Origin of the sequence: Pseudooceanicola nitratireducens (assembly GCF_900109195.1) — a bacterium.
Taxonomy (GTDB): Bacteria; Pseudomonadota; Alphaproteobacteria; order Rhodobacterales; family Rhodobacteraceae; genus Pseudooceanicola; species Pseudooceanicola nitratireducens.
Genome location: NZ_FNZG01000001.1, coordinates 1 through 21959, shown reverse-complemented (window position 1 = coordinate 21959; position 21959 = coordinate 1). Strand labels below are relative to the sequence as shown.

The 21959-nt window shown below is 65.1% G+C and carries 21 protein-coding genes, 1 tRNA gene and 2 rRNA genes; 10 read left to right on the top strand and 14 right to left on the bottom strand.

Annotation, left to right across the window (positions count from 1 at the left end; genetic code table 11):
* Both BMX99_RS00120 and BMX99_RS00115 read right to left on the bottom strand, forming a co-directional pair.
* The gene (locus BMX99_RS00120; RefSeq protein ID WP_093448337.1) at positions 1-831 is read right to left on the bottom strand and encodes a metal ABC transporter ATP-binding protein; all 831 of its coding nucleotides are present in this window, start codon (positions 829-831) and stop codon (positions 1-3) included.
* Positions 832-845: 14 nt separating this feature from the next.
* Positions 846-1829, bottom strand: coding sequence for a metal ABC transporter solute-binding protein, Zn/Mn family (locus tag BMX99_RS00115; RefSeq protein ID WP_093445784.1), 984 nt, complete (start codon positions 1827-1829; stop codon positions 846-848).
* 225 nt (positions 1830-2054) lie between these two features.
* Between BMX99_RS00115 and deoC the strand changes: the two genes are divergently transcribed.
* Together deoC and BMX99_RS00105 are read left to right on the top strand one after the other, a co-directional pair.
* Positions 2055-3068: a deoxyribose-phosphate aldolase gene (gene deoC, locus BMX99_RS00110; RefSeq protein WP_093445783.1), complete on the top strand. Its 1014-nt coding sequence runs from the start codon at positions 2055-2057 to the stop codon at positions 3066-3068.
* Between the two features lie 105 nt (positions 3069-3173).
* On the top strand, positions 3174-5516 hold the full coding sequence (locus BMX99_RS00105; protein WP_093445782.1) for an aldehyde dehydrogenase family protein: 2343 nt from the start codon (positions 3174-3176) through the stop codon (positions 5514-5516).
* Between the two features lie 142 nt (positions 5517-5658).
* Here BMX99_RS00105 and BMX99_RS00100 read toward each other — a convergent pair whose 3' ends face one another.
* The 9 genes from BMX99_RS00100 to BMX99_RS00060 all read right to left on the bottom strand — a co-directional run bounded on the left by BMX99_RS00100 (position 5659) and on the right by BMX99_RS00060 (position 12713).
* Positions 5659-5976, bottom strand: coding sequence for a YciI family protein (locus BMX99_RS00100; RefSeq protein ID WP_093445781.1), 318 nt, complete (start codon positions 5974-5976; stop codon positions 5659-5661).
* Between the two features lie 54 nt (positions 5977-6030).
* Positions 6031-6519, bottom strand: a complete 489-nt coding sequence (locus tag BMX99_RS00095; protein WP_093445780.1) for an SRPBCC family protein — start codon at positions 6517-6519, stop codon at positions 6031-6033.
* The gene (locus BMX99_RS00090; RefSeq protein WP_093445779.1) at positions 6516-6848 is read right to left on the bottom strand and encodes an ArsR/SmtB family transcription factor; all 333 of its coding nucleotides are present in this window, start codon (positions 6846-6848) and stop codon (positions 6516-6518) included. Before BMX99_RS00090 ends, BMX99_RS00095 begins: the two co-directional genes overlap by 4 nt.
* Before the next feature lie 82 nt (positions 6849-6930).
* Complete coding sequence (gene serB, locus BMX99_RS00085; protein ID WP_093445778.1) at positions 6931-7806, bottom strand: phosphoserine phosphatase SerB; 876 nt, start codon at positions 7804-7806, stop codon at positions 6931-6933.
* Between the two features lie 89 nt (positions 7807-7895).
* Positions 7896-8339 (bottom strand): ribose 5-phosphate isomerase B, encoded by a 444-nt coding sequence (gene rpiB, locus BMX99_RS00080; RefSeq protein ID WP_093445777.1) that lies wholly within the window; start codon positions 8337-8339, stop codon positions 7896-7898.
* Between the two features lie 117 nt (positions 8340-8456).
* Positions 8457-9530 carry a siderophore-interacting protein gene (locus BMX99_RS00075; protein ID WP_093445776.1) on the bottom strand — a complete coding sequence of 358 codons (1074 nt, stop codon included), beginning with the start codon at positions 9528-9530 and terminating at the stop codon, positions 8457-8459.
* A 120-nt stretch (positions 9531-9650) separates the two neighbouring features.
* Positions 9651-10598, bottom strand: coding sequence for a 2-hydroxyacid dehydrogenase (locus BMX99_RS00070; RefSeq protein ID WP_093445775.1), 948 nt, complete (start codon positions 10596-10598; stop codon positions 9651-9653).
* A gap of 25 nt (positions 10599-10623) precedes the next feature.
* Entirely contained in the window at positions 10624-11820 is a 1197-nt protein-coding gene (locus tag BMX99_RS00065; protein WP_093445774.1) for a glutamine amidotransferase-related protein, read from the bottom strand.
* The gene (locus tag BMX99_RS00060) at positions 11817-12713 is read right to left on the bottom strand and encodes a GntR family transcriptional regulator (RefSeq protein ID WP_093445773.1); all 897 of its coding nucleotides are present in this window, start codon (positions 12711-12713) and stop codon (positions 11817-11819) included. Before BMX99_RS00060 ends, BMX99_RS00065 begins: the two co-directional genes overlap by 4 nt.
* A gap of 286 nt (positions 12714-12999) precedes the next feature.
* Here BMX99_RS00060 and BMX99_RS00055 point away from each other — a divergent pair, with 286 nt between their 5' ends.
* The 8 genes from BMX99_RS00055 to BMX99_RS00020 all read left to right on the top strand — a co-directional run bounded on the left by BMX99_RS00055 (position 13000) and on the right by BMX99_RS00020 (position 20613).
* Positions 13000-13821, top strand: coding sequence for an ABC transporter substrate-binding protein (locus BMX99_RS00055; protein WP_093445772.1), 822 nt, complete (start codon positions 13000-13002; stop codon positions 13819-13821).
* A 66-nt stretch (positions 13822-13887) separates the two neighbouring features.
* Positions 13888-14637 (top strand): amino acid ABC transporter permease, encoded by a 750-nt coding sequence (locus BMX99_RS00050; RefSeq protein WP_093445771.1) that lies wholly within the window; start codon positions 13888-13890, stop codon positions 14635-14637.
* Positions 14627-15370, top strand: a complete 744-nt coding sequence (locus BMX99_RS00045) for an amino acid ABC transporter ATP-binding protein (RefSeq protein WP_093445770.1) — start codon at positions 14627-14629, stop codon at positions 15368-15370. Before BMX99_RS00050 ends, BMX99_RS00045 begins: the two co-directional genes overlap by 11 nt.
* Before the next feature lie 18 nt (positions 15371-15388).
* Complete coding sequence (locus tag BMX99_RS00040) at positions 15389-16546, top strand: M20 family metallopeptidase (RefSeq protein ID WP_093445769.1); 1158 nt, start codon at positions 15389-15391, stop codon at positions 16544-16546.
* A gap of 1 nt (position 16547) precedes the next feature.
* Positions 16548-17642 carry a mandelate racemase/muconate lactonizing enzyme family protein gene (locus tag BMX99_RS00035; RefSeq protein ID WP_212632884.1) on the top strand — a complete coding sequence of 365 codons (1095 nt, stop codon included), beginning with the start codon at positions 16548-16550 and terminating at the stop codon, positions 17640-17642.
* Position 17643: 1 nt separating this feature from the next.
* On the top strand, positions 17644-18816 hold the full coding sequence (locus tag BMX99_RS00030; RefSeq protein WP_093445767.1) for a M24 family metallopeptidase: 1173 nt from the start codon (positions 17644-17646) through the stop codon (positions 18814-18816).
* A 76-nt stretch (positions 18817-18892) separates the two neighbouring features.
* On the top strand, positions 18893-20128 hold the full coding sequence (locus BMX99_RS00025; RefSeq protein WP_093445766.1) for a pyridoxal phosphate-dependent aminotransferase: 1236 nt from the start codon (positions 18893-18895) through the stop codon (positions 20126-20128).
* Between the two features lie 71 nt (positions 20129-20199).
* On the top strand, positions 20200-20613 hold the full coding sequence (locus BMX99_RS00020; protein ID WP_093445765.1) for a VOC family protein: 414 nt from the start codon (positions 20200-20202) through the stop codon (positions 20611-20613).
* A gap of 181 nt (positions 20614-20794) precedes the next feature.
* Here the strand turns inward: BMX99_RS00020 and BMX99_RS00015 are convergent.
* The 3 genes from BMX99_RS00015 to BMX99_RS00005 all read right to left on the bottom strand — a co-directional run.
* Positions 20795-20871 (bottom strand) — tRNA-Met (locus tag BMX99_RS00015).
* A gap of 160 nt (positions 20872-21031) precedes the next feature.
* Positions 21032-21146, bottom strand: a 5S ribosomal RNA gene (gene rrf, locus BMX99_RS00010).
* Positions 21147-21245: 99 nt separating this feature from the next.
* Positions 21246-21959 (bottom strand): 23S ribosomal RNA (locus BMX99_RS00005); the annotation flags it as partial.

The following is a 21959-nucleotide window of genomic DNA, read 5'->3' as shown; positions in this document are numbered from 1 at the left end:
TCACGCGTCCAGCGTGGGGAAGGGCTGTGGCATGGGCGCGGGCCCGGCCGAGGGGAACAGCTGATCCAGCAGCCCCGTGGCCAGCCGCCCGCCATAGGCGCTTTGCAGGGCGGTTTCGGTAAAGGCCGTGGCGACAGGGCCCGCGGCCACCGGGCTGCGGTTGATGATGAAGACATTGTCGAAGTAATCCGGCACGGTCGACAGGTCGTGATGCACGGCCAGAATGGTGCGCCCCTCGTCCTTCAGGGATTTCAGCACGTCGATGATGGCCTTTTCCGTGGCTGCATCGACGCCCGCAAAGGGTTCATCCAGCATGTAAAGATCCGCGCCCTGGGCCAGCGCCCGGGCCAGGAAGACACGCTGCTGCTGACCGCCCGAAAGCTGGCCGATCTGGCGGCCGGCGAAATCCGCCATGCCCACCCGGTCCAGACAGTCCCGCGCAAGGCTGCGGTGCTGGCGGGTCAGCCGGCCCAGAAGCCCCAGCTGGCGATAAAGCCCCATTTCGACCACGTCGAGCGCGCGGGTCGGGAAATCCCAGTCGACGCTGGCGCGCTGCGGCACATAAGCGATCCGCGCCCGGACCCGGTCCAGCGGCTGGCCGAAGACCTCAACCTGGCCCGAGAGGCGCGGGATGATCCCCAGCGTCGCCTTCAGCAGCGTCGATTTGCCTGCGCCGTTCGGGCCGATGATCGCGGTCATGGCCCCCGGCGCGATGTCCATGTCGGCTGAAAAGACCGCAGGGGTCGCACCATAGGACACGGTCATGCCGCGCACTTTCAGCGGCAGGGGCACGGCCGCGCTGGCCTGCTCGGACGGCAGGGGGGACATCATGGCGGCGGCCTGGGTCATCCTGCGGCCCCCAGCTGACCGATGCGGCCCTTCTCGGGCGCGGTGCCGCCCAGCGCGCGGGCGATGGTGGTGACGTTGTGGTCGATCATGCCGGGATAGGTGCCCTCATAGGTGCCCGGCTCGCCCATGGCGTCGGAATACAGCTCTCCGCCGATGGTGACCTTGTGTCCCCGGGCGGCGGCCCCTTCGATCAGCGCGCGCATGTTGCGGTCCGACACCGAGGTTTCCACAAAGACGGCCCCGATCCTGCGGGTGACCAGCGTGTCGACAAGGTCGCGAATGCGGTTCAGGCCTGCCTCGCTCTCGGTCGAGATCCCCTGGATGCCCAGGACCTCGAAGCCGTAGGCACGGCCGAAATAGCTGAAGGCATCATGGGCGGTGACCAGCACGCGGCTGTCCTCGGGCACGGTCGAGAGGACGTCACTGGCATAGGCATGCAGGGCGGCAACAGTGTCGCGATACTCGGTCGCGCGGGCCTCGAACGTGGGGGCGAGGTCGGGCTGCGCCTCTTGCAGGGCGTCCGCGATCGAGGCGACCACGTGGCTCCAGATTTCGGGGGCCATCCAGACGTGGGGGTCGAAGCGGCCGTCATAATCCGGATGGCTCAGCAGAAGCGCCGGGTCGATCCGGTCTGCGACGGGCACGACACTGCGGCGCCGGGCGAGGTTCAGCAGGAATTCCTCCATCTGCGCCTCGAGGTAGAGCCCGTGCCAGAGCGTCAGGTCGGCCCGCGTCATGGCCACGATATCGCTGCGGGTCTGGCGGAAGGCATGGGGATCGACCCCGGGCCCCATGAGCGCGCGCACCTCGCCCGCGTCGCCCAGGATGAACCGCGCGGCATCGGCGATCATGCCGGTGGTGGCGACGACGTTCAGCCGGTTCTGCGCCCGGAGGGCGGGTGCCTTCAGCACAGGGCCAAGGCCCAGCGTCGCGCCAGCGGCAAGGCCGGTGGTCAGCAGCCTGCGTCGGGTCGGTGTCATCGCGGTCGGGTCCTTCTGGGTCGCGGTTTCTTCGGGAAATTGAGAACGGTTCGCAACTTTGTCAAGCGGAATGCGAACGATTCTCAACTAGACCCCCATCCATTCGCAACTGGCGGTGAAGATGTGCGGATTTTTGCTGCATTGGCTGCCCTCGCGGCGCGCTTGCCAAGGGGTTGGGCGCATGACACCCTGCGCCCGAACCGCCATGAAGCCCCGGAGGAGCGGATGCAGACCAAGGTAGAGACAACCGAGCAGGGCGCGCATGACACGCAGGCTGCCCAGCTGCCCCAGACGACGGATGCGCGAAATCCCGGGCAGGCGCTGGACCTGGACTGGGTGCTGGGGGCCGAGGCCAACCGGTCCGCGATCGAGCGCCGCTGCGCCACGCTGCCCGGTCGGCGGTCGGTGAAGAAGGATTACCAGGCGGCCTGGCTGCTGCGGGCGATCACCTGCATCGACCTGACCACCCTGGCGGGCGACGACACCGAGGGGAGGGTGCGGCGGCTGTGTGCCAAGGCCCTGAACCCGGTGCGCGCGGACATCTTGGACGCGCTTGGCATGGAGCAGATCACCACCGGCGCGGTCTGCGTCTACCACGACATGGTGCCGGCGGCGGTCGGGGCCTTGTCCGGCTCTGACGTGCCGGTCGCGGCAGTGTCGACCGGCTTCCCCGCTGGTCTGTCGCCGTTCCACCTGCGCCTGGCCGAGATCGGCGAAAGCGTCGCCGCCGGGGCCGAGGAGATCGACATCGTGATTTCCCGCCGCCACGTGCTGACCGGCAACTGGCAGGCGCTGTATGACGAGATGCGCGCCTTCCGCGCCGCCTGTGGCGAGGCGCATGTAAAGGCGATCCTGGCGACGGGTGAGCTGGGATCGCTGCGCAATGTCGCCCGCGCCTCGCTGGTGTGCATGATGGCGGGGGCGGATTTCATCAAGACCTCGACCGGCAAGGAGAGCGTGAACGCCACCCTGCCCGTCAGCCTGGTGATGATCCGCGCGATCCGCGACTATCACGAGCGCACCGGCTATCGCGTCGGCTACAAGCCCGCGGGCGGGATTTCCAAGGCCAAGGATGCGCTGGTCTATCTGTCCTTGATGAAAGAAGAGCTGGGCGATCGCTGGCTGCAGCCTGATCTGTTCCGCTTTGGGGCCTCGTCGCTTCTGGGTGATATCGAGCGGCAGCTGGAACATCACGTGACCGGAGCCTATTCCGCAGGGTGGCGTCATGCGACAAGCTGAGGATTTTTTGAGTATTTCCGGCAAGATGATGGGGATTACGGGCGCACTAGGATGGCCTGACCTGTCTTGTGACTATCATGTGCTGACCGAGAGTGAGGCCCCCCGATGAGCGTGAAAGAGATCTTCGAGTCGATGGATTATGGTCCGGCCCCCGAGGCAGCGGGCGATGCGCTGGCCTGGCTTGTGGACCAGGGCGACCGCTTTGGCCATTTCATCGACGGGGCCTGGACCGAGGTCGGTGAGACCTTTGAAAGCCGCAATCCCGCGACGGGCGAGGTGCTGGCCCATGTGACCCAAGGCACGGCGGCGGATGTGGAGGCAGCGGTGGCCGCGGCCCGCAAGGCACAGCCGAAATGGGCGAAGCTGGGCGGCAAGGGGCGCGCGCGGGTTCTGTATGCGCTGGCCCGGCTGGTGCAGAAACATGCACGCCTGCTGGCCGTGCTGGAAACGATGGACAACGGCAAGCCGATCCGCGAGGCGCGCGACATCGACGTGCCGCTGGTGGCGCGGCATTTCTATTACCACGCCGGCCTGGCCCAGCTGATGGAGCGCGAGGCCCCGGGAATGGAGCCGGTCGGTGTCTGTGGTCAGGTGATCCCCTGGAACTTCCCCCTGCTGATGCTGGCCTGGAAGGTCGCGCCGGCGATTGCGGCGGGCAATACCGTGGTGCTGAAACCGGCGGAATATACCTCTCTGACCGCGTTGTGTTTTGCCGACATCTGCCGCCAGGCGGGTGTGCCCAAGGGGGTCATCAACATCGTCACCGGCGATGGCCGCGTGGGCGAGATGATCGTGACCCATGAGGACGTGGACAAAGTGGCCTTCACCGGCTCGACCGAGGTGGGGCGGAAGATCCGTGTCGCCACGGCGGGTCAGGGCAAATCCCTGACGCTGGAGCTGGGCGGCAAGGGACCCTATGTGGTCTTTGACGATGCCGATCTGGATTCGGCGGTCGAAGGGCTGGTCGATGCGATCTGGTTCAACCAGGGCCAGGTCTGCTGTGCCGGGTCGCGCCTGCTGGTGCAGGAGGGCGTGGCGGAGCGGTTCCATGCCAAGCTGAAGGCCCGCATGGACAAGCTGCGCGTCGGCAATCCGCTGGACAAGAGCATCGACGTCGGTGCCGTGGTCGACCCCGTGCAGCTGGAGGCGATCCGCGGGCTGGTGGACGGCTCAGGCGGTGAAGTCTATCGCGCGGCCTGCGCGATCCCCGAGGGCTGTTACTATCCGCCAACGCTGATCACCGGCCTCGCCCCCGCCGACCGGCTGATGCAGGAGGAGATCTTTGGCCCCGTTCTGGTGTCCTGCACCTTCCGCACCCCGGAAGAGGCCGTGCAGCTGGCCAACAATACGCGCTATGGGCTCGCGGCCTCGGTCTGGACCGAGAATGTGAACCTTGCGCTCGGGATGGCGCCGAAACTGGTCGCGGGCGTGGTCTGGATCAACGGCACCAATATGTTCGACGCGGCGGCCGGGTTCGGCGGCGTGCGGGAATCGGGCTTTGGCCGCGAAGGCGGATGGGAGGGGCTGTCGGCCTATCTGAAACCCGCGGGCAAGACCAAGCCGCTGGCGCGGATCGAACCGAAGACCGGCAAGCCGGACGAGGTCGGCGATGCGCTGGACCGCACGGCAAAGCTTTATGTCGGGGGCAAGCAGGCGCGCCCCGACGGCGGCTATTCCAAGGCGGTCTATGGTCCGCGCGGCCAGCTGATCGGCCATGTGGGCATCGGCAACCGCAAGGACATCCGCAACGCGGTGGAGGCCGCGCAGGGCGCGAAATCCTGGTCTGGCACCACCGCGCATCTGCGGGCGCAGATCCTCTACTACATCGCCGAGAACCTGGAGGCGCGCGCGTCTGAATTCGCCGCCCGCATCGACACGATGACCGGCGCGAAGACCGGCAAGGCCGAGGTGGCCGAGGCCGTGTCACGGCTGTTCACCTATGGGGCCTGGGCCGACAAATACGCGGGCGACCTACGGTCGGTGCCGATCCGCGGAATGGCCCTGGCCGTGCGCGAACCCGTCGGCGTGATCGGCGCGCTCTGCCCCGATGACGTGCCGCTGCTGGGGCTGGTGTCGGTCATGGCCCCGGCGATCGCCATGGGCAACCGCGTGGTGCTGGTCCCGTCCGAGGCCTACCCCCTCGCCGCGACCGACTTCTATCAGGTGCTCGACACCTCGGACGTGCCCGGCGGGGTGGTGAACATCGTCACCGGAGCGCATGCCGAACTCGCCCCCACCCTCGCCGCGCATCTCGACCTCGATGCGGTCTGGAGTTTCTCTTCCACCGACCTGTCAGAGATCATCGAAGGCCAAAGCGCCGGCAACCTCAAGCGCACATGGGTCAACAATGCCCGCGCCCGCGACTGGATGGGCGCAGAGGGCGAGGGCCGCGCCTTCCTCGACCAGGCAACCGAGGTCAAGACCGTCTGGGTGCCCTACGGCGAATAACCCAAAAGACTCACACTCTTTGGTTTTCACAAATATCCTCGGGGGTGAATGCCGCCCCCGGGGCGGCAGAGGGGGCAGACAGCCCCCTCACAACCGAAACCAGATGCACTACGTCATGGGGTCATAAGCACCCCCACCCCGATCACATCTCGATCGGCATAATCTCGGCCACTTCGACGGATCCGCCGCCGTCGATCATCGGGTTGCCCTTCGCCAGCTCGCAGGCGGCTTCGATGCTGTCGGCCTCGACAATGGAATAGCCGAAGGCGGCATTCACCACCTTGTCGGACACGCCATCAGGGCCGACCGATTTCGAAATGCCCACCGGCTCACCGGGATCGACAAGGTTCGGGCCGACCTTTTCCATCCAGCGGCCCCAGGCGGCCATGGCCTCCTGCTCCTGGCCGGGTTCGGGCTTCATCGGGGCGTCGGCGTGGTAGATGAACAGATACTTGGGCATGGTGGCCTCCTTGGGCTCAGGTGTGAAAGTGGGGCTTGAAATCCGGGTCAGAACTCAGCGGGTCGTCGGGACAAGCGAGGCCTGCGGGTCTAGGAAGAAATCCATCTTCCGCAGGGTCGACAGCCAGCCGCGGGTGTGGTCCTGCGCGGCCTCGGCGCTGGCCAGGTCGCGATGCGTCAGGGTCAGGCGCGCGCCGCTTGCGGTTTCCTCCACCGCAAAGCTCACATGGCTTTCCGGCCCGCGCCGGTCGTCCTCATCGTGCCAGGCCCAGGTAAAGCCGACGGACCCACGCCCGCCTTCGGGCGGGCTGACATGGGTGATCTGCCCCGAGACCTTGAATCGCGATCCGCTGTCCTTGCCGCGCATCGTGCAGCTCCAGGGGCCGGTGGTACGGAAATCCATCTGGCAGTCGTCCAGATAGACGCCCTCGGGGCCGAACCATTGCAGGATCTGCACCGGCTCCGTCACCGCCCGCCACAACCGGGTCAGCGCCACGGCATAGTCGCGGATCAACTCCACATCTGCAGTTTCCGTATCCTTCATTGGTCCTCTCCCTCGGGGTCAAGCGCAAGCATCCCGTCCAGCCGGTCCAGGCTTTTGCCCCAGAAGCTGCGGTGATCCATCGTCCAGCTGTTGATCCGCGCCAGGGCCCCGGCATCGACGGAATAGAACCGATGCGTGCCCTCGATCCGCTGCCGCACCACCCCGGCTTCGCGCAGTACCTTCAGGTGGCGCGATATGGCGGGTGCGGAAATCGTGGCCTGCGCCGCCAGCGCCCCTGCGGGCAGCTCCCCCGAGGCGATCAGGGTTTCGACCAGGCTCAGACGGGTCGGATCGGACAAGGCGGCAAAGGTTCGGGTCAGCTGTGTCATACCCACAGGCTGGCCCGATTCTTTTATTAACGCAAATGTTAATTAACGCATGCGCGAATTATTGCGCCGCGAGGAAGGCCGGTTAACCGGCCAAGGAGCCGACGAACTCGGCCTTCGTATAGCCCTGCAGATAGAGCAGCGCGCTCAGATCGCCGTGGTTCACCCGGATCTCGCATTGCGCGGCCACCGTCGGCTTGGCGTGCAGCGCCACACCGGCCCCGGCGCGGGTCAGCATGCCCAGATCATTGGCCCCGTCCCCCACGGCGATCACCTCGCCTTCGGTGATACCCAGGCGCGCAGTGATCTCTTCCAGGGCCTGCACCTTGGCCTCGCGCCCCAGGATCGGGCGGCCGACGCCCCCGGTCAGGGTGCCGCCTTCGGCGATCAGCGTGTTGGCGCGGTTTTCGTCAAAGCCAAGCGTTTCGGCGATCTTTGCGGTAAAGGCGGTGAACCCGCCCGAGACCAGCGCGCAATAGGCCCCATTGGCCTTCATCGTCGCCAAAAGCTCGGGCCCGCCGGGCATCAGGGTGATGCGCGTGTCGATGACCTGCTGGATCACCGCCTCGGGCAGGCCCTTCAGAAGGCCGACCCGTTCGGTCAGCGCGCCTTCGAAATCCAATTCGCCATTCATGGCGCGGGCGGTGATGTCTTTGACGCGCTCGCCCACCCCGGCCTCTTCGGCCAGTTCGTCGATACATTCCTGCTGGATCATGGTGCTGTCCATATCGGCCAGCAGCATCTTCTTCTTCCGGCCCTCGGCGGGCTGGATGTTCAGATCAATCTGAATTGCCTGAAGATCGGACCAGATGTCGCGAAAATTGCCAGGCACTTCGGACAGGGGAAATTCGGCCGCGTGATCCGGGGCCAGCCAGGTGACCGTGCCGCCCCCCCAGGCGTTGCGCAGCGCCTCGACGGCGGCGGGATCCAGGGTTTTGGCAATCAGTGTGGCGATATACATGGGCGGCCCCTTTCGATGTCGGGGCCATTAAGCACGGGACAGCCGAAAGGGCCAGCCCGTGCCTTGGTCGTGTGTATCAGAGGGGCCGATCAAGCCCCTTCGATCATGTCCACGCGGGTGGCATGGCGGCCGCCTTCGAATTCGGTGGCCAGGAAGGCCTCGACGATCTCAAGCGCCAGACTGTCGCCCACGACGCGCGCGCCAATCGACAGGATCTGCGCATTGTTGTGGGCGCGGATCATCTTGGCCGAGAAGGTGTCGGAACAGACGCCGCAGCGGATGCCCTCGACCTTGTTGGCGGCCATCATGATGCCCTGCCCGGTGCCGCACAGGATGATCCCAAGCGCGCAATCGCCCGAGGCGACGCGTTCCGCAGCAGCGCGGCCATGCAGAGGATAATGGGTGCTTTCCGGCGTGGTCGGGCCAATGTCGACCGCGTCCCAGCCCAGATCGGTGATGTGCTTGGCGATGGCCTGGCGCAGCTCGATCGCGGCATGATCGCTGGACAGGACGACACGTTTGTTGGCTGACATGATGAATTCCCCATTCCCGGTGGACGTGCGTTCGGCGGGCTTACAGCACGCAGGATCCGGGGGGTCAAATGAATAAGGGGCGTGGAGGCTTTGGGCACAGACCCTCTGGGCGCGATCTCAGGACGCCCAGTAGTTGGCGAAATACCCTTCCGAGGCCCCGACGCCCTGCTCCCGGCGGAACCGGGCGCGGGCCTTGCGCACCAGGTCCTGTTCGCCCGCGACCCAGACATGACGATCCGGCCCCTCGGGCGCGTCCATGACCGACAACCGATCCCAAAGCGTTTCGCCCCGCGCCCGCACGACCCAGTGCAGGCGGATGCCCGGCGGATGGGGCAGATCAAGGATGTCTTCGGGATGACCGACCTCGATCAGCACATCGCCACGGCGATCCGCGGGCGAATGTTCCAGGATCCGGCGCAGCGCCGGCAGCGCGGTTTCGTCCCCGGCCATCAGCACGTCGCGCCCTGCGGGGAAATCTCCGCTGCCCGGGCCGGTGATGCCGACGATGTCGCCGGCCTGGGCGCGGCGGGCCCATTCGGTTGTGTGACCGCCTTCATGTTCGAAGATGTCAAAGGTGAAACGCCCGGCCACGGGGTCGAGATCGACAAAGGTATAGGCGGCGCGGTGCAGCAGATCCGCCCCATCGGCCCAGACCGTTCGGCCGCTGTCATCCAGGCGGGGCCAGACGGGCGCGCGACCCTCGGGCGGCAGGAGAAGCGAAAAATGCATGCCCCGCCCCTCGGCCAGCCGCAGGGTGTCGTCGCAGGCCAGGGTGATCCGCAGGAACCTGGGCGCGACGCGGGTGCAGCTGACCACCTGCGCGGTGGCAAAGTTCAGCGGCGTGGTGTTGCGCCGGATCTCGCCCTTCCAGACGGCCTTGGCCGCCAGGCCCGGCAGCAGGAAATCCAGCACATAGGCCATGTAGTCGCGCACAAGCTGCAGGGCGATCGCGTCCAGCGCGGCGATCTGCATGTCCAGCACTTCGTCGCTGGTGCTCAGCACCACATCGCCTTGGGCCAGGGTCAGCGACAGCTGGCCCGGGAATTCGGCCAGCTGCACGTCCGCCTCGCGCATGTAGGTGGCGACACGGGTCAGCAGGTCACCGGTGACGCCCATGTCGAACTGGGCCTCGGCACGGTGATCATAGCGCGGGGGTGCGGGGGTCTGCACCGGGTCATAGCGATAGCCCATGGTCTCTCTCGGATCGGAAAGGAAGCATGTCGGATGGCTAACGCGCGGCCGGGGCCCGGTTTGGCTGGGGTCTGCTTTATGGATGCGGGGGCGGAAAGGCAACCGCCCCCGGGGGTCGGGTCAATAGCCGACGGTCAGATCCACGTGATCGGGCAGCGCGCCGGTGTCGCGGTAGGCGCGGATGTTGCCCGCTACGATGGCCGCACCGGACCTGGGGTCGGTCGGGCCCGAGATATGCGGCAGCACGGTGATGCCGGGATGCGACCACAGCGATGAGGACTCGGGCAGCGGTTCCTGGTCAAAGACGTCCAGCACCGCGTGCCCCAGATGGCCGCTGTCCAGCGCAGCGATCAGCGCGTCGCTGTCGATGATCGGACCCCGGGCAAAATTGATCAGCCCCGCGCCCTGTTTCATCTGCCCCAGCCGTTCGGCGTTCAGAAGGCCGCGCGTCGCCGCGGTCAGCGGCAGCAGGCACAGGATGATGTCGCTTTCCTCCAGCACCTGGGTCAGCCCTGCCTCGCCCGAGCGGCAGGTGACACCGGGCAGGTCCTTCTGGCTGCGGCTCCAGCCGGTGACGTTGAAATCCTGCGCCCGGATCCGATCGGCCGAGGCGCTGCCCAGCTCGCCCAGCCCGAGGATCCCGACGGTGACATCGCTGGCCCGGCGATAGGGCAGCGCGTTCCAGATCTTCTGCTCTTGCTGACGGGCATAGGCGGGCATGTCGCGGAACAGGTAGAAGGTCCAGGCCAGCGCGGCCTCGGACATGTTGCGGGCCAGCTGCGGATCGACCAGGCGCACGATCGGGCGGTCAAAGCCCGGCAGTTCCGCGACAAGCCGTTCAACCCCCGCCCAAAGGCTGTGCACCCAGGCGATATTCGGCAGGCTTTTCAGATCGTTCGGGTCGGGATTGGCAACCACGGCGATATCGGCCTGGTCGCGCTGTTCCGCGGTCATGGCGCGCAGCGACAGCACCGTTTCGCCAGGCAGGGCGGCACGCAGAAGGTCCAGCCATTGCGCCTCGGCCTCGTCGGACAGGCGGGTGACAAGGGCGATCAGGGAAGAGGTCATCAGGGGGTTCCTTGGGTCTTTGCAGTCAGAGGTCGAGCGCCTTGAGAAAGGCGGTGAAAAGCGGATGGGGCCGGTGCCGGCGGGTCAGAAGCTCCGGATGGCCCTGCAGCCCGATGCAAAAGCGCTGATCGGGCAGTTCGACCGCATCGGCCAGCGTCGCTCCCTCTTGCCAGGCCGAGATGACCAGACCGGCGCGGCGCAGGGAGTCGTGCAACACCGGGTCCAGCACATAGCGGTGATTCACCGGGACCTGCACCTCGGCCTCGCCCAGGATAGCGGCCAGCCGCGTGCCCGCAACCGGATGCGCCCGGCCCCGGCCGATCCGAAAGCCGCCCGTCACTTCGGATTGGGCCAGGCGGCGGAAGACCTTGGTTTCGGCGTCGGGCGCGGCTTCTTCCATGTTGGCATCGTTGAAGCCCGCGCGCATCTGCGCGACGGCGGTAGTCAGCGTCTGCATGCCCAGGCACAGCCCCAAAAGCGGGATGTCCGCGGCAATCGCGGCGCGAGCCACGCGGATCTGACCGGCCACCTGGTCCATGTCGGCCCCGCCGGGCAGCACGATGCCATCAAGGTCGCGCAGATCATCGGGAAGGCTGTTGGGCGATGCCTCGGCCGGGTCCCAGAAGCGCAGGGTCAGTGTCAGACCAAGCGCGTCGGCGGCATCGCCAAGCGCGGCAAGGACCGCCGGATAGGTCTGGCGCTGCCTGTGTTCCGATCCGACGATCAGGATATTGGCCTGAGTTGCGTGGTGAACAGGTGGATCCGCGACGGGGCGGCCATAGGCATCCCTTTGCCAATGCTTGGGAAAATCGGCGGGACAATCCCCGGCGACATGCCATCCGTCTTGCCCCTGTTCGATGATCACGTGCTGGACCGGTTGGTCCAACTGTTCCGCGCGATCGGCAAGACGCCGCGCCATGTCGGCCTGCGCCGAGACCGCCGGATTGACCGGCACGACCCAGTCGCCCTGCGCCCAGGTGGCGATGACACCGGGCGGCAAAGGCCCCTTGGCCGAAGCATTGCTGTACCATTCGATCCAGAACAGCCCATTGAGGCCAAGCCCTACGTCGGTCACGTGCTGGCGCGCCTCATAGGCACCCAGTCCGCCGCCGCCCGTGTCCAGGGTCACCACCCCGGCCCCAAGCGCATCGGCCAGCGCAGCGGCCAGCATCATGTCCTCGGCCGGGTGGACCGTGTCGTGTTCTACCAGCCAAAGCGTCATTTGGAGCGGGACGCCTGTGCCGTGCTGGCCTGTTCCGCGCCGCCCAGATGGCGGGTCATCAGCTCGGACGCTTCAGACAGGCGGCCCTTGGCGATGGCGTCAAGGATCTGGATGTGTTCCCGGCACCATTCCCGGATTCGGCTGCGATTCTGGTAGCTTGCGAACTCCAGCAGGCGGCGCAGACGGTTCTGATGCTGGATCGCCTGAAGCAGGAAGGGATTGCCCGAAAACTCGGCGATGCCTTCATGAAAGGCCGCGTCCAGTTCGAACAGCTGCTTGCCCATGCCGGCGTTCAGGCTGGGATGATCGTGGAAATAAAGGTGCTGCAGCCGCATCCGATCCACCACCGCCATATCCGCACGGAAGCTGGGCATCAGAAGACCCTGGGGTTCGATCAGGCGGCGGAATTCATAGCTGGCCTTCTGCGATTCCATGTCCCCCATGGTCGGCATGAAGGACCAGTTGCGACCGGGACCCCGGGTGACCAGGCCGTCGCGCTCAAGCTCGGCCATGACGTTGCGCAGGGTGCTGCGGTCCATGTCATAGCGGCGACCCAGATCAGCCAGAGAGACCTCCTCGGGCAGGTCCTGGGCGATGCGATCCTGCATGATCCGGGTGTAGATGCGCTGAGTCGAGGACAGCGGCGTTTCGACCTCGACCCGGGTCAGCTGATCCGTTCGCAGGCGCAGAAAGTAGCCCTTGTTCTTGATCGCCTCCAACGCGCCTTTTTCCGCCAGCAGCGCCAGCGCGGCACGAATCGGGGTGCGGGACACGCCCAGGATCTCGGCCAGCTGCTGTTCACGCAGATGGTGCCCCGGTTCGAACCGGGATTCGATCACGAGATCAAGGATCTGGTTGGCAAGCGCGTGCCTGGCCTGGCTGGCAGAGGACATCTGTTCGGGCTTTCGAATTGTACATCACAATACAAACGAAACAATGAAACGAGGGCAAGATGAAAAGCGACGGCCCCAAAATTCGCTGCTACTTCGCGTCAGAATCCCAAATTCCCGCCTGATTTTCTTGCATATCGGCGCATATCGGGGCGACAAGCCACATTTTTAGGCAAAAGTTCTCGATGGACGCCGCCGCCGGACAAAATCGCCCCAATCCGCTTTCGTTGTACAAATGATGTACGCTTGAACAATGCTATAAGCAAAATCTTTCAACAGGAGCCCTCCCATGCCTACCAAACGACCTGTTTCCCACTTCCTTGCCGGCGCGCTGGCAAGCCTTGTTGCAACCTCGGCCATGGCGGCGGATCTGCCGTCCTCGGGCCTGATCGAAAGCGGCAAGCTGACCTATGGCGTCGCGGCGACCTTCGCGCCCTTCGAATTTTCTCGCGATGGCGAACTGACCGGTTTCGACATCGACATGATGGCTGCACTTGCAGAAAAACTGGGGGCCGAGCCGGTCGCCAAGAACATGGAATTCAAAGGTCTGATCCCCGCGCTGCAGGGCGACCGGATCGATTTCATCAACTCGGCCATGTACATCAACCCGGCCCGGTCCGAGCAGGTGGATTTCCTGGAATACATGCAGATCGGCAACCGTGTCGTGGTCCAGGCGGGCAACCCCAAGGGCATCACCGGGCGTGACGATTCGCTGTGCGGCATGACCATCGCGGTGACCCTGGGCGGCATCCAGGAAAGCCAGGCGCGCGCCGATGACGAACGCTGCACCGCGGCCGGCAAGGACGGCATCAACGTGATGACCCTGCCGACCGCCCAGGACAGCGCGCTGACCCTGCGCCAGGGCCGCGCCGATGCGATCTATGACAGCACCCCCGGTGCCGTGATGCTGCTGGAAAAGGTGGCGGACACCTATGAAGTCGTCGGCGAGGAATTCGAACAGAACACCCGCGTCGGCATGGCCTTCCGCAAGGGCGAGACCGAAGTGAAGGACGCCGTTGCCGCCGCGCTGGACGAAATCGTGGCCGATGGCACCTATGACGCGCTGGTGGCCAAGTGGAACCTGCCCGCTTCGGTGTCGATCTTCAAATAACCTGACCCTTCCGCCCCGGCGACCAGGCGTCGGCGGGGCACCTCCTCAAGACAAAGGCGGTGGCACATGTCCCTAGACCTGGTCGTCCAGTATCTGACCTCTCAATCCTTTCTGAACGGTGCCTGGATCACCCTGCTGATCACCCTGGTGTCGCTGTTCTTCGGCGTGCTTGCCGGCTTTATCATCGCCCTGGCCCAGCAGGTTCGTTTTGCCCCGGTGCGGGTGCTGACGGTGCTGTACTTGTGGCTGTTCCGCGGTACGCCGGTGCTGTTCCAGATCATCTTCATCTACAATGTGCTGCCCAGTTTCGATATTCGTTTCAACGCCTTCTGGTCCGGGGTCATCGCGCTTTCGCTGAACGAAGGGGCCTATATGGCGGAAATCATCCGCTCTGGTCTGCAGTCGGTGAAAAAGGGCCAGCGGGTCGCGGGCCAGGCACTTGGTATGTCGCGGCTGTCGATCCTGCGCTGGATCATCATGCCCCAGGCCGCCCGGATCGTGCTGCCGCCCATGGGCAACCAGATGATCGGGATGCTCAAGACTTCGGCCCTGGTGTCGGTGATCGCCGTGCAGGACCTGCTGCTGGTCGCCAACCAGACCGCATCCGCCGACTTCCGTTACTTCGAGGCGCTGACCGCCGCCGGGATCTACTACCTTGGCCTGACGACGATCTTCATGATGGCGCAGGGCGCAATGGAATCCGCGCTGGATCCCAAGCTGCGCCGCCGCCGTGCCGCCGGTGACCGTGGCCCCCGTGCCGTCGCCCGCCGCATCCTCACATCCATCCAGACCGCAGGAGGCGACAATGTCCGCTGAAGAAAAGATCCTGGAACTGGTCGACGTGTACAAGACATTCGACGACCTCACCGTGCTCAAGGGCTGCAACCTGCGGGTCAAGAAGAAGGAAACCGTGGTTCTGATCGGGCCGTCCGGGTCCGGCAAGTCCACCCTGCTGCGCTGCATCAACCTGCTTGAGCCGCCCAGCAAGGGGTCGGTCGTCTTCGAAGGTCACGAGGTTTCGGGCGATCTTCGCGGGGCGGACAAGCTGCGCCGCGACATCGGCATGGTCTTCCAGAACTTCGAGCTGTTCCAACACCTCAGCGCGGTCGAGAACATCATGCTGGCCCCGATGAAGGTGCTGGGGATGAGCAAGGCGGACGCCCATGACCTGGGGCTGGAGCTGCTGCGCAAGGTGCATATCCCCGAGCGAGCTGACCATTTCCCGGACGAGCTTTCGGGCGGTCAGCAGCAGCGCGTGGCCATTGCCCGGGCGCTGGCCATGCGGCCCAAGATCATGCTGTACGACGAACCGACCTCGGCCCTGGATCCCGAGATGATCCGCGAGGTTCTGGACGTCATGACCGAGCTGTCGAACGAGGGCATGACCACCGTCTGCGTCACCCACGAGATGGGATTTGCCCGCCGCGCCGCCGACCGCATCGTCTTTATGGAGGATGGCTGCATCCTCGAAGATGCTGCGACCGAAGAATTCTTCGGCGGCCGCGCCAATGAACGTGCGCAGAAATTCCTGTCGCAGATCCTGCACTAAGCCAACCGGACCCCCAAGATGATTGCCCAGCCTCAGCCGACCCGGCTTCTGACCACCCTGACCGATCTTGTCGCCATTCCGTCGGAAAACCCGCCGGGCGGCGAAAAGGCGGTGGCCGAATACATCCGAGACTGGCTGGCCCCGCTTGGGTTCCAGGTCCGGCTGGAAGAATACGCCCCGGGCCGCTTCAATGCCGAAGCGGTCCTGGCCAACGGACCCGGCCCGGTCTTTGCCTTCAACACCCATATGGACACGGTTCCGGCGGGTGATGGCTGGCAAAGCGACCCCTTCACGCTCACAGAGCGGGCCGGGAACCTTTACGGGCGCGGCAGCTGCGACTGCAAGGGCCCGCTGGCCGCGATGCTGGAAGCGCTGCGCCTGATGGCCGAGGACCGGGGAAACTGGTCCGGCACCCTGATGGGCGTCTTTACCGGCGACGAAGAAGTCGCCAGCGAAGGGGCCAAGTACTACTGCGCCCGCAAGCAGGACATCGACATGGTCGTCGTGGGCGAACCCACGGGCAACACGGTCTTTTCTGCGCACAAGGGGTCGTTCCGGCCGCGCGTGCGGGTACTGGGTCGCGCCGCCCATTCGGGCAGCCCGCACCTTGGGGAAAACGCCATCTTCGCCGCCGGTCTGCTGATGCCCCGGATCGCCGCCTACCACGACGATGTGCTGTCGCAACGCAGCCATCCGCTGGTCGGCAATCCCAGCCTGACGGTCACCCGGATCAGCGGCGGCCATGCGGACAACGTGATCCCAGACGCCTGCGAACTGCTGCTGGATCGGCGGTTGATCCCGGGCGAAACCGACGACACCGCCATGGCCGAGATCGAGGCCCTGCTGGACAGCGCCCGCAAGGATCTGAACCTGCGTTGCGAGATCACCGGCAAGAACGCCACCACGGGCGGCGCCACGGAAACCGCCGAAGAGGCCGAGATCGTGCAGATCTCTCTCGCGGCCTGCCGCGCCTCGGGGCAAAGCGACGCGGGACCCTTCGGGTTCCAGGGGGCCTGCGACCTGGTGCATTTCATCGACGCCGGGGCCACCGGCACCGTCATCGGCGCGGGCGACATCCGGGTGGCGCACAAGCCCGACGAATATGTGCCGCGCGACGAATTCATCGTCTCGGCCAAGATCTATGGCGACATCGCGCAACAGGTTCTGGGGAACTGAGGTGGAGACCGGGTTTCACCGCGCGTCGCTGCACTATCAGGGTCTGACGCTGCACACCGCCAGTTCAGGCGCGATTGCCGGGCTGGACGCGCTGTACCTGCGGCTTGGACCGCTTGGCGCGCCGATGGCCGTGGCCGAGGTGCGGCTGAACTGCGCCTATCTGAACGGCTATCCCGCCGAGGTCCTGATCGCAGCTGCGCAGGACCTGGTGGCCCGCCTTGACTGGGGCAAGACACCTGCCGATCTGCGCCGCGGCCTGATGGACAGCGCCGCCCCCGCGCCGGTGCGGGCGCTGGTGGATTGCGCACTTTGGGATCTTGAGGCGCGGCAGAAGGGCCTGCCACTGGCGCATCTTCTGGCCGGTCGGCCCGTGCCGCTGAGCCGGGGCAGCAACCAGACGCTGTTCCTGTCCAGCGATGACCAGATGCTGGCCCAGGCCAAGACCTATGTTGCGCGCGGTTTCACGGACCTCAAGCTGCGGTTCGGGGCGGATTTCGACGCCGACCTGGCCCGGTTGCAGCTGTTGCGCGACCACTTCGGCCCTGACCTTGTGCTGGCCATCGATGCCAACGGAAGCTGGCCCGTGGAACTGGCCGCAGACCGGCTGGACCGGCTGGCCCCGCTGGATCTGAAGTATGTTGAACAGCCCATAGCCCCGGGCGACTGGGACGCGCTGATCGCGCTGGCGGCGGGGGCTCCGATGCCGCTGATGCTGGACGAAAGCATGGCAGGCCCGTCTGACGTGGCCCGCGCGGTCGAGGGGTTCGAGGCGGCAAATGGCAGGCTTTGGGCGCATCTCAAGCTGATCAAGACCGGGGGGATCACCCCGGCGCTGGCCGCCGTTCAGGCCTTCGAGGCCCGGGGCCTTCCCTACATGATCGGCCAGATGAACGAAGGCGGGCTGGCCACGGCCGCCGCCGCGCATCTTGCCCTCGCGACCCGGCCGGTCGCGGCCGAGCTTTACGGCGCGGACGGGCTGATCGACGACCCCGCCCAGGGGCTGACCTACACCGCAGGACAGATCGTCCTGCCCGACGCCCCGGGACTGGGGCTGCCTTTCGATACGCGGCGCGCGCCGCACATGATGGAGAACTGACATGGAAACCGCAGGTGTCGTACAGGGACAGGAATCCGCCTTTCCCAAGGCCGAATACGAGGCACGACAGGCCGGGGCCCGCGCCCGTCTGGCCAAGGCCGGGCTGGATGCGCTGGTCATCACCGGCCCCGAGAACATCTTTTACCTGACCGGTCAGCAGACGCCCGGTTACTACACCTTCCAGGCGCTGATCCTTCCGGCAGAGGGCGATCCGGTCTTTGTCATCCGGCAGCTGGAGTATTTCAACTTCATCGCCAATACCTTCATTCCCGACGCCGAGGTCTACCAGGACGCCGAGGATCCGATTGCCGCACTGATGCGTGTGCTGGACCGCATGGGGCTGAAGGGCCGTCGCGTCGCCATCGACAAGCGGGGCTGGTTCCTGCCGATCGCGGTCTATGAAACCATGCTCGACGCGCTTGGTGCGATCGAAGACGGCGCCGGCATCGTCGAGGCCGGGCGCGCCGTGAAATCGCCCGCCGAGGTCGAGAAACTGCGCAAGGCCGCGTCCTATGTCGATGCCGGGATGACTGCAGGTCTTGCCGCGGTGAAGGCCGGGGCCACCGACAACGACCTGGTTGCGGCGATGCTGCAGGCCTCGATCGCGGCCGGGTCGGAATACATGGGGATGGAGCCGCTGGTGTCCACCGCGCACCGCACCGGCATTCCCCATGGCACCTGGCGGCGGACGCCGCTGTCCTCGAACGATCCGGCCTTCCTTGAAATGGCCGCGGTGCACGACCGCTATCACGCCGCGCTCATGCGCTCGGCCTGGGTGGGGCCGGTGCCGCAGGTTGCCCAGGACATGATGAAGGTCTGCCAAGAGGCGCTGTCGGTCGCGCTGGACGAAATCCGTCCGGGCGTGACCTGCGAAGTGCCGCACCTGGCCTGCCAGAAGGTCATCGACAAGGCGGGCTATACCGACAACTTCCGCAAGCGCCTGGGCTATTCCACCGGTATCTCCTTTGCGCCCGACTGGGGCGAAGGGTCGATCCTGTCGCTGAACGCCGGCGTCACGACCGAACTACAGCCCGGCATGGCCTTCCACCTGCCGCCCGCCCTGCGGATCTATGGCCAGTTCACCGTCGGCGTGTCCGAAACCATCGTGATCACCGAAACCGGCTATGAACAGCTTGGGTCTGTTTCGCGCGACCTTTTGCAGGTTGCCGGGTGATGCGCCGCTTCGGGGCCGGTTCACTCCGGCCCCCTCCGGGCAGCCCCTGCCCGCCAATCGAACAGAAAGACCATCCATGACCTATCTCGCCACGCGGATGTCCGTCGTCGGGGCATCGCCGACGGCCGCCATTTCCGACACCCTTCGCCGCCTGTCCGCCGAGGGCCATTCCGTCATCAACCTGGGCGAGGGAGAGCTGGACTTTGCCACGCCGTCCCACGTCTGCGAGGCCGGGATCGCCGCGATCTGCGCCGGTCAGACGAAATACACCGCCGTCTCCGGCACGGCCGAGCTGAAGGCCGCGATTGCCCGCAAGTTCGCCCGCGAGAACGGGATCGACGTGCCGGTGTCGCGGATCATCGCCGGGGCCGGGGCCAAACAGCTGATCTTCAACGCGCTCTTGGCTACGATCGATGCCGGGGACGAGGTTCTTGTGCCTGCGCCCTACTGGGTCAGCTATCCCGACATGGTGCGGCTGACCGGCGGCGTGCCGGTGATCGTGCAGACCACACCCGACGCGGGCTGGAAACTGACGCCCGAGGCCCTGGCCCAAGCGCTGACGCCCCGCACCAAGTGGGTGATCCTGAATTCGCCCAACAACCCGACCGGCGCGGTGTATTCCCAGGCAGAGCTTCAGGCGCTTGGTCGCGTTCTGGCGGATCACGACGCGCTGATCATGGCCGACGACATCTATGAACACATGGTGCAGGAAGATCCCTTTGTCGCGCCGGCCTCTGCCCTGCCAGACCTGGCCGACCGGATCCTGACGATCAACGGCGTGTCCAAGGGCTATTCCATGACCGGCTGGCGTCTGGGCTATGCGACGGGACCGGAGGCCCTGATCAAGGCGATGGACATCCTGCAATCGCAAAGCACCTCGAACGCCTCGACCATTTCTCAGGCGGCGGCGATTGCCGCGCTGGATGGCGACCTTGGGTTCATGTCCGACTGGCGCGCCAGCCTGAAGGCCCGGCGCGACCTGCTGCTGGCGGCGATTGCCAGGATCCCGGGCCTGTCTTCGGACGTGCCGCCGGGGGCCTTCTATGTGTTCGCGGATTGCAGCGGGCTGATCGGCGCCACGCGTGCAGATGGCACGGTGCTGGAAAGCGACGTGGACGTCGGCGCATACCTTGTGTCCGAGGCCCATGTGGGCGTAGTTCCGGGGACAGCCTTCGGAACGCCCGGCTACCTGCGGCTGGCCTATGCCGTGGACGACGCCCTGCTAAGCGAAGCGGTGGACCGCATCGCCGCTACCGTCGCCAGATTGACCCTGACACCGGCCGCGACGCCGGTGGAAGAAACCGCGCTGTGACAGGCGCCTGACCTAATGCCGCGCGGTCCGGCGGGACCGGCGGCACATTTCGACAAACCGGAGATCCCGATATGAAATCGCTGTTCCACCTTGCCATTCACGTCACCGACCTGGATGAGGCACGCGCCTTTTATGGCGATGTGCTTGGCTGTGAAGAAGGCCGTTCGACCGACACCTGGGTCGATTTCGACTTTTTCGGCCACCAGCTGTCGCTGCACCTGGGCGAGCCCTTCAAGACCACGCGCACCGGGAAGGTGGGCGATCACATGGTGATGATGCCCCATATGGGGATCGTGCTGCCTCTGGACGCCTGGCTGGCGCTGGCAGATCGCCTGGCCGAGAAGGGTATTTCCTTCGACATCCCGCCGGTGATCCGGTTCGAAGGCGAGCCTGGGGAACAGCGGACGATGTTCTTCTTTGATCCCTCGGGCAACCCGATTGAAATCAAAGGCTTTGCGGACTTCGACGGGTTGTTTGCCTCCTGATCCGACAGGTCTTTTCGACAAACACAAAAGCCCCCGCCCAATCTGGGCGGGGGCTATTTCGTACGCCGTGCTCATCGCTTGAAGTCGCTTTGCGTCTTCTGCGATCTTCGCGTGGATTGGGCATGGGGATGACCGCGTGGGCTGGTTTGCCTGCGGTTTGGTTTGGTGTGTTTTTTGGTGTTGGTTGCGGGAGTAGGATTTGAACCTACGACCTTCAGGTTATGAGCCTGACGAGCTACCGGGCTGCTCCATCCCGCGACACTTTTGTTGGGCTACCGCGCAGAGCGCTATTTGAGCCCGGTTGGCGTCGAACAGGTGTGTTCTTGGCCGTGTCAGCCCTTGATCCGGTAACGATTAGGGCTTGTTTGTGCCCCGAGGGGCGCATCGAAAGAGAGAAATCGTTTTGGGTTCTTACTAGGTCTGGCGGTGACCTACTCTCCCACGTCTTAAGACGCAGTACCATTGGCGCGACAGCGCTTAACGGCCGAGTTCGGGATGGGATCGGGTGTTTCGCTTGTGCTATGACCACCAGACCAAGAAAGAACCCATGTTGTCCAAGTCTCTGATACACAATGGTGTGTATGCTTCTGATTTATCAGGAGTAGTTGGTGTTAGCCTGGCTACTACTGGATCAAATCAAGCCTATCGGGCAATTAGTAATGGTCAACTGAATGCGTTACCGCACTTACATCTCCATCCTATCGACGTGGTGGTCTACCACGGCCCTCAGGGATACCTTGTTTTGAGGGGGGCTTCCCGCTTAGATGCCTTCAGCGGTTATCCTGTCCGGACATAGCTACCCTGCACTGCCGTTGGCACGACAACAGGTCCACCAGTGGTCCGTTCACCCCGGTCCTCTCGTACTAGGGGCAACTCCTCTCAAGTATCCTACACCCACGGCAGATAGGGACCGAACTGTCTCACGACGTTCTAAACCCAGCTCACGTACCTCTTTAAACGGCGAACAGCCGTACCCTTGGGACCTGCTCCAGCCCCAGGATGAGATGAGCCGACATCGAGGTGCCAAACACTGCCGTCGATATGGACTCTTGGGCAGTATCAGCCTGTTATCCCCGGCGTACCTTTTATCCGTTGAGCGATGGCCCTCCCACTTGGGACCACCGGATCACTATGGCCGTCTTTCGACTCTGCTCGACTTGTCAGTCTCGCAGTCAGGCTGGCTTATGCCATTGCACTCAACGAGCGATTTCCGACCGCTCTGAGCCAACCTTCGCGCGCCTCCGTTACGCTTTAGGAGGCGACCGCCCCAGTCAAACTACCCGCCACACAGGGTCCCGGAACCCGATAAGGGATCGCGGTTAGACATCAAGCAGAACAAGGGTGGT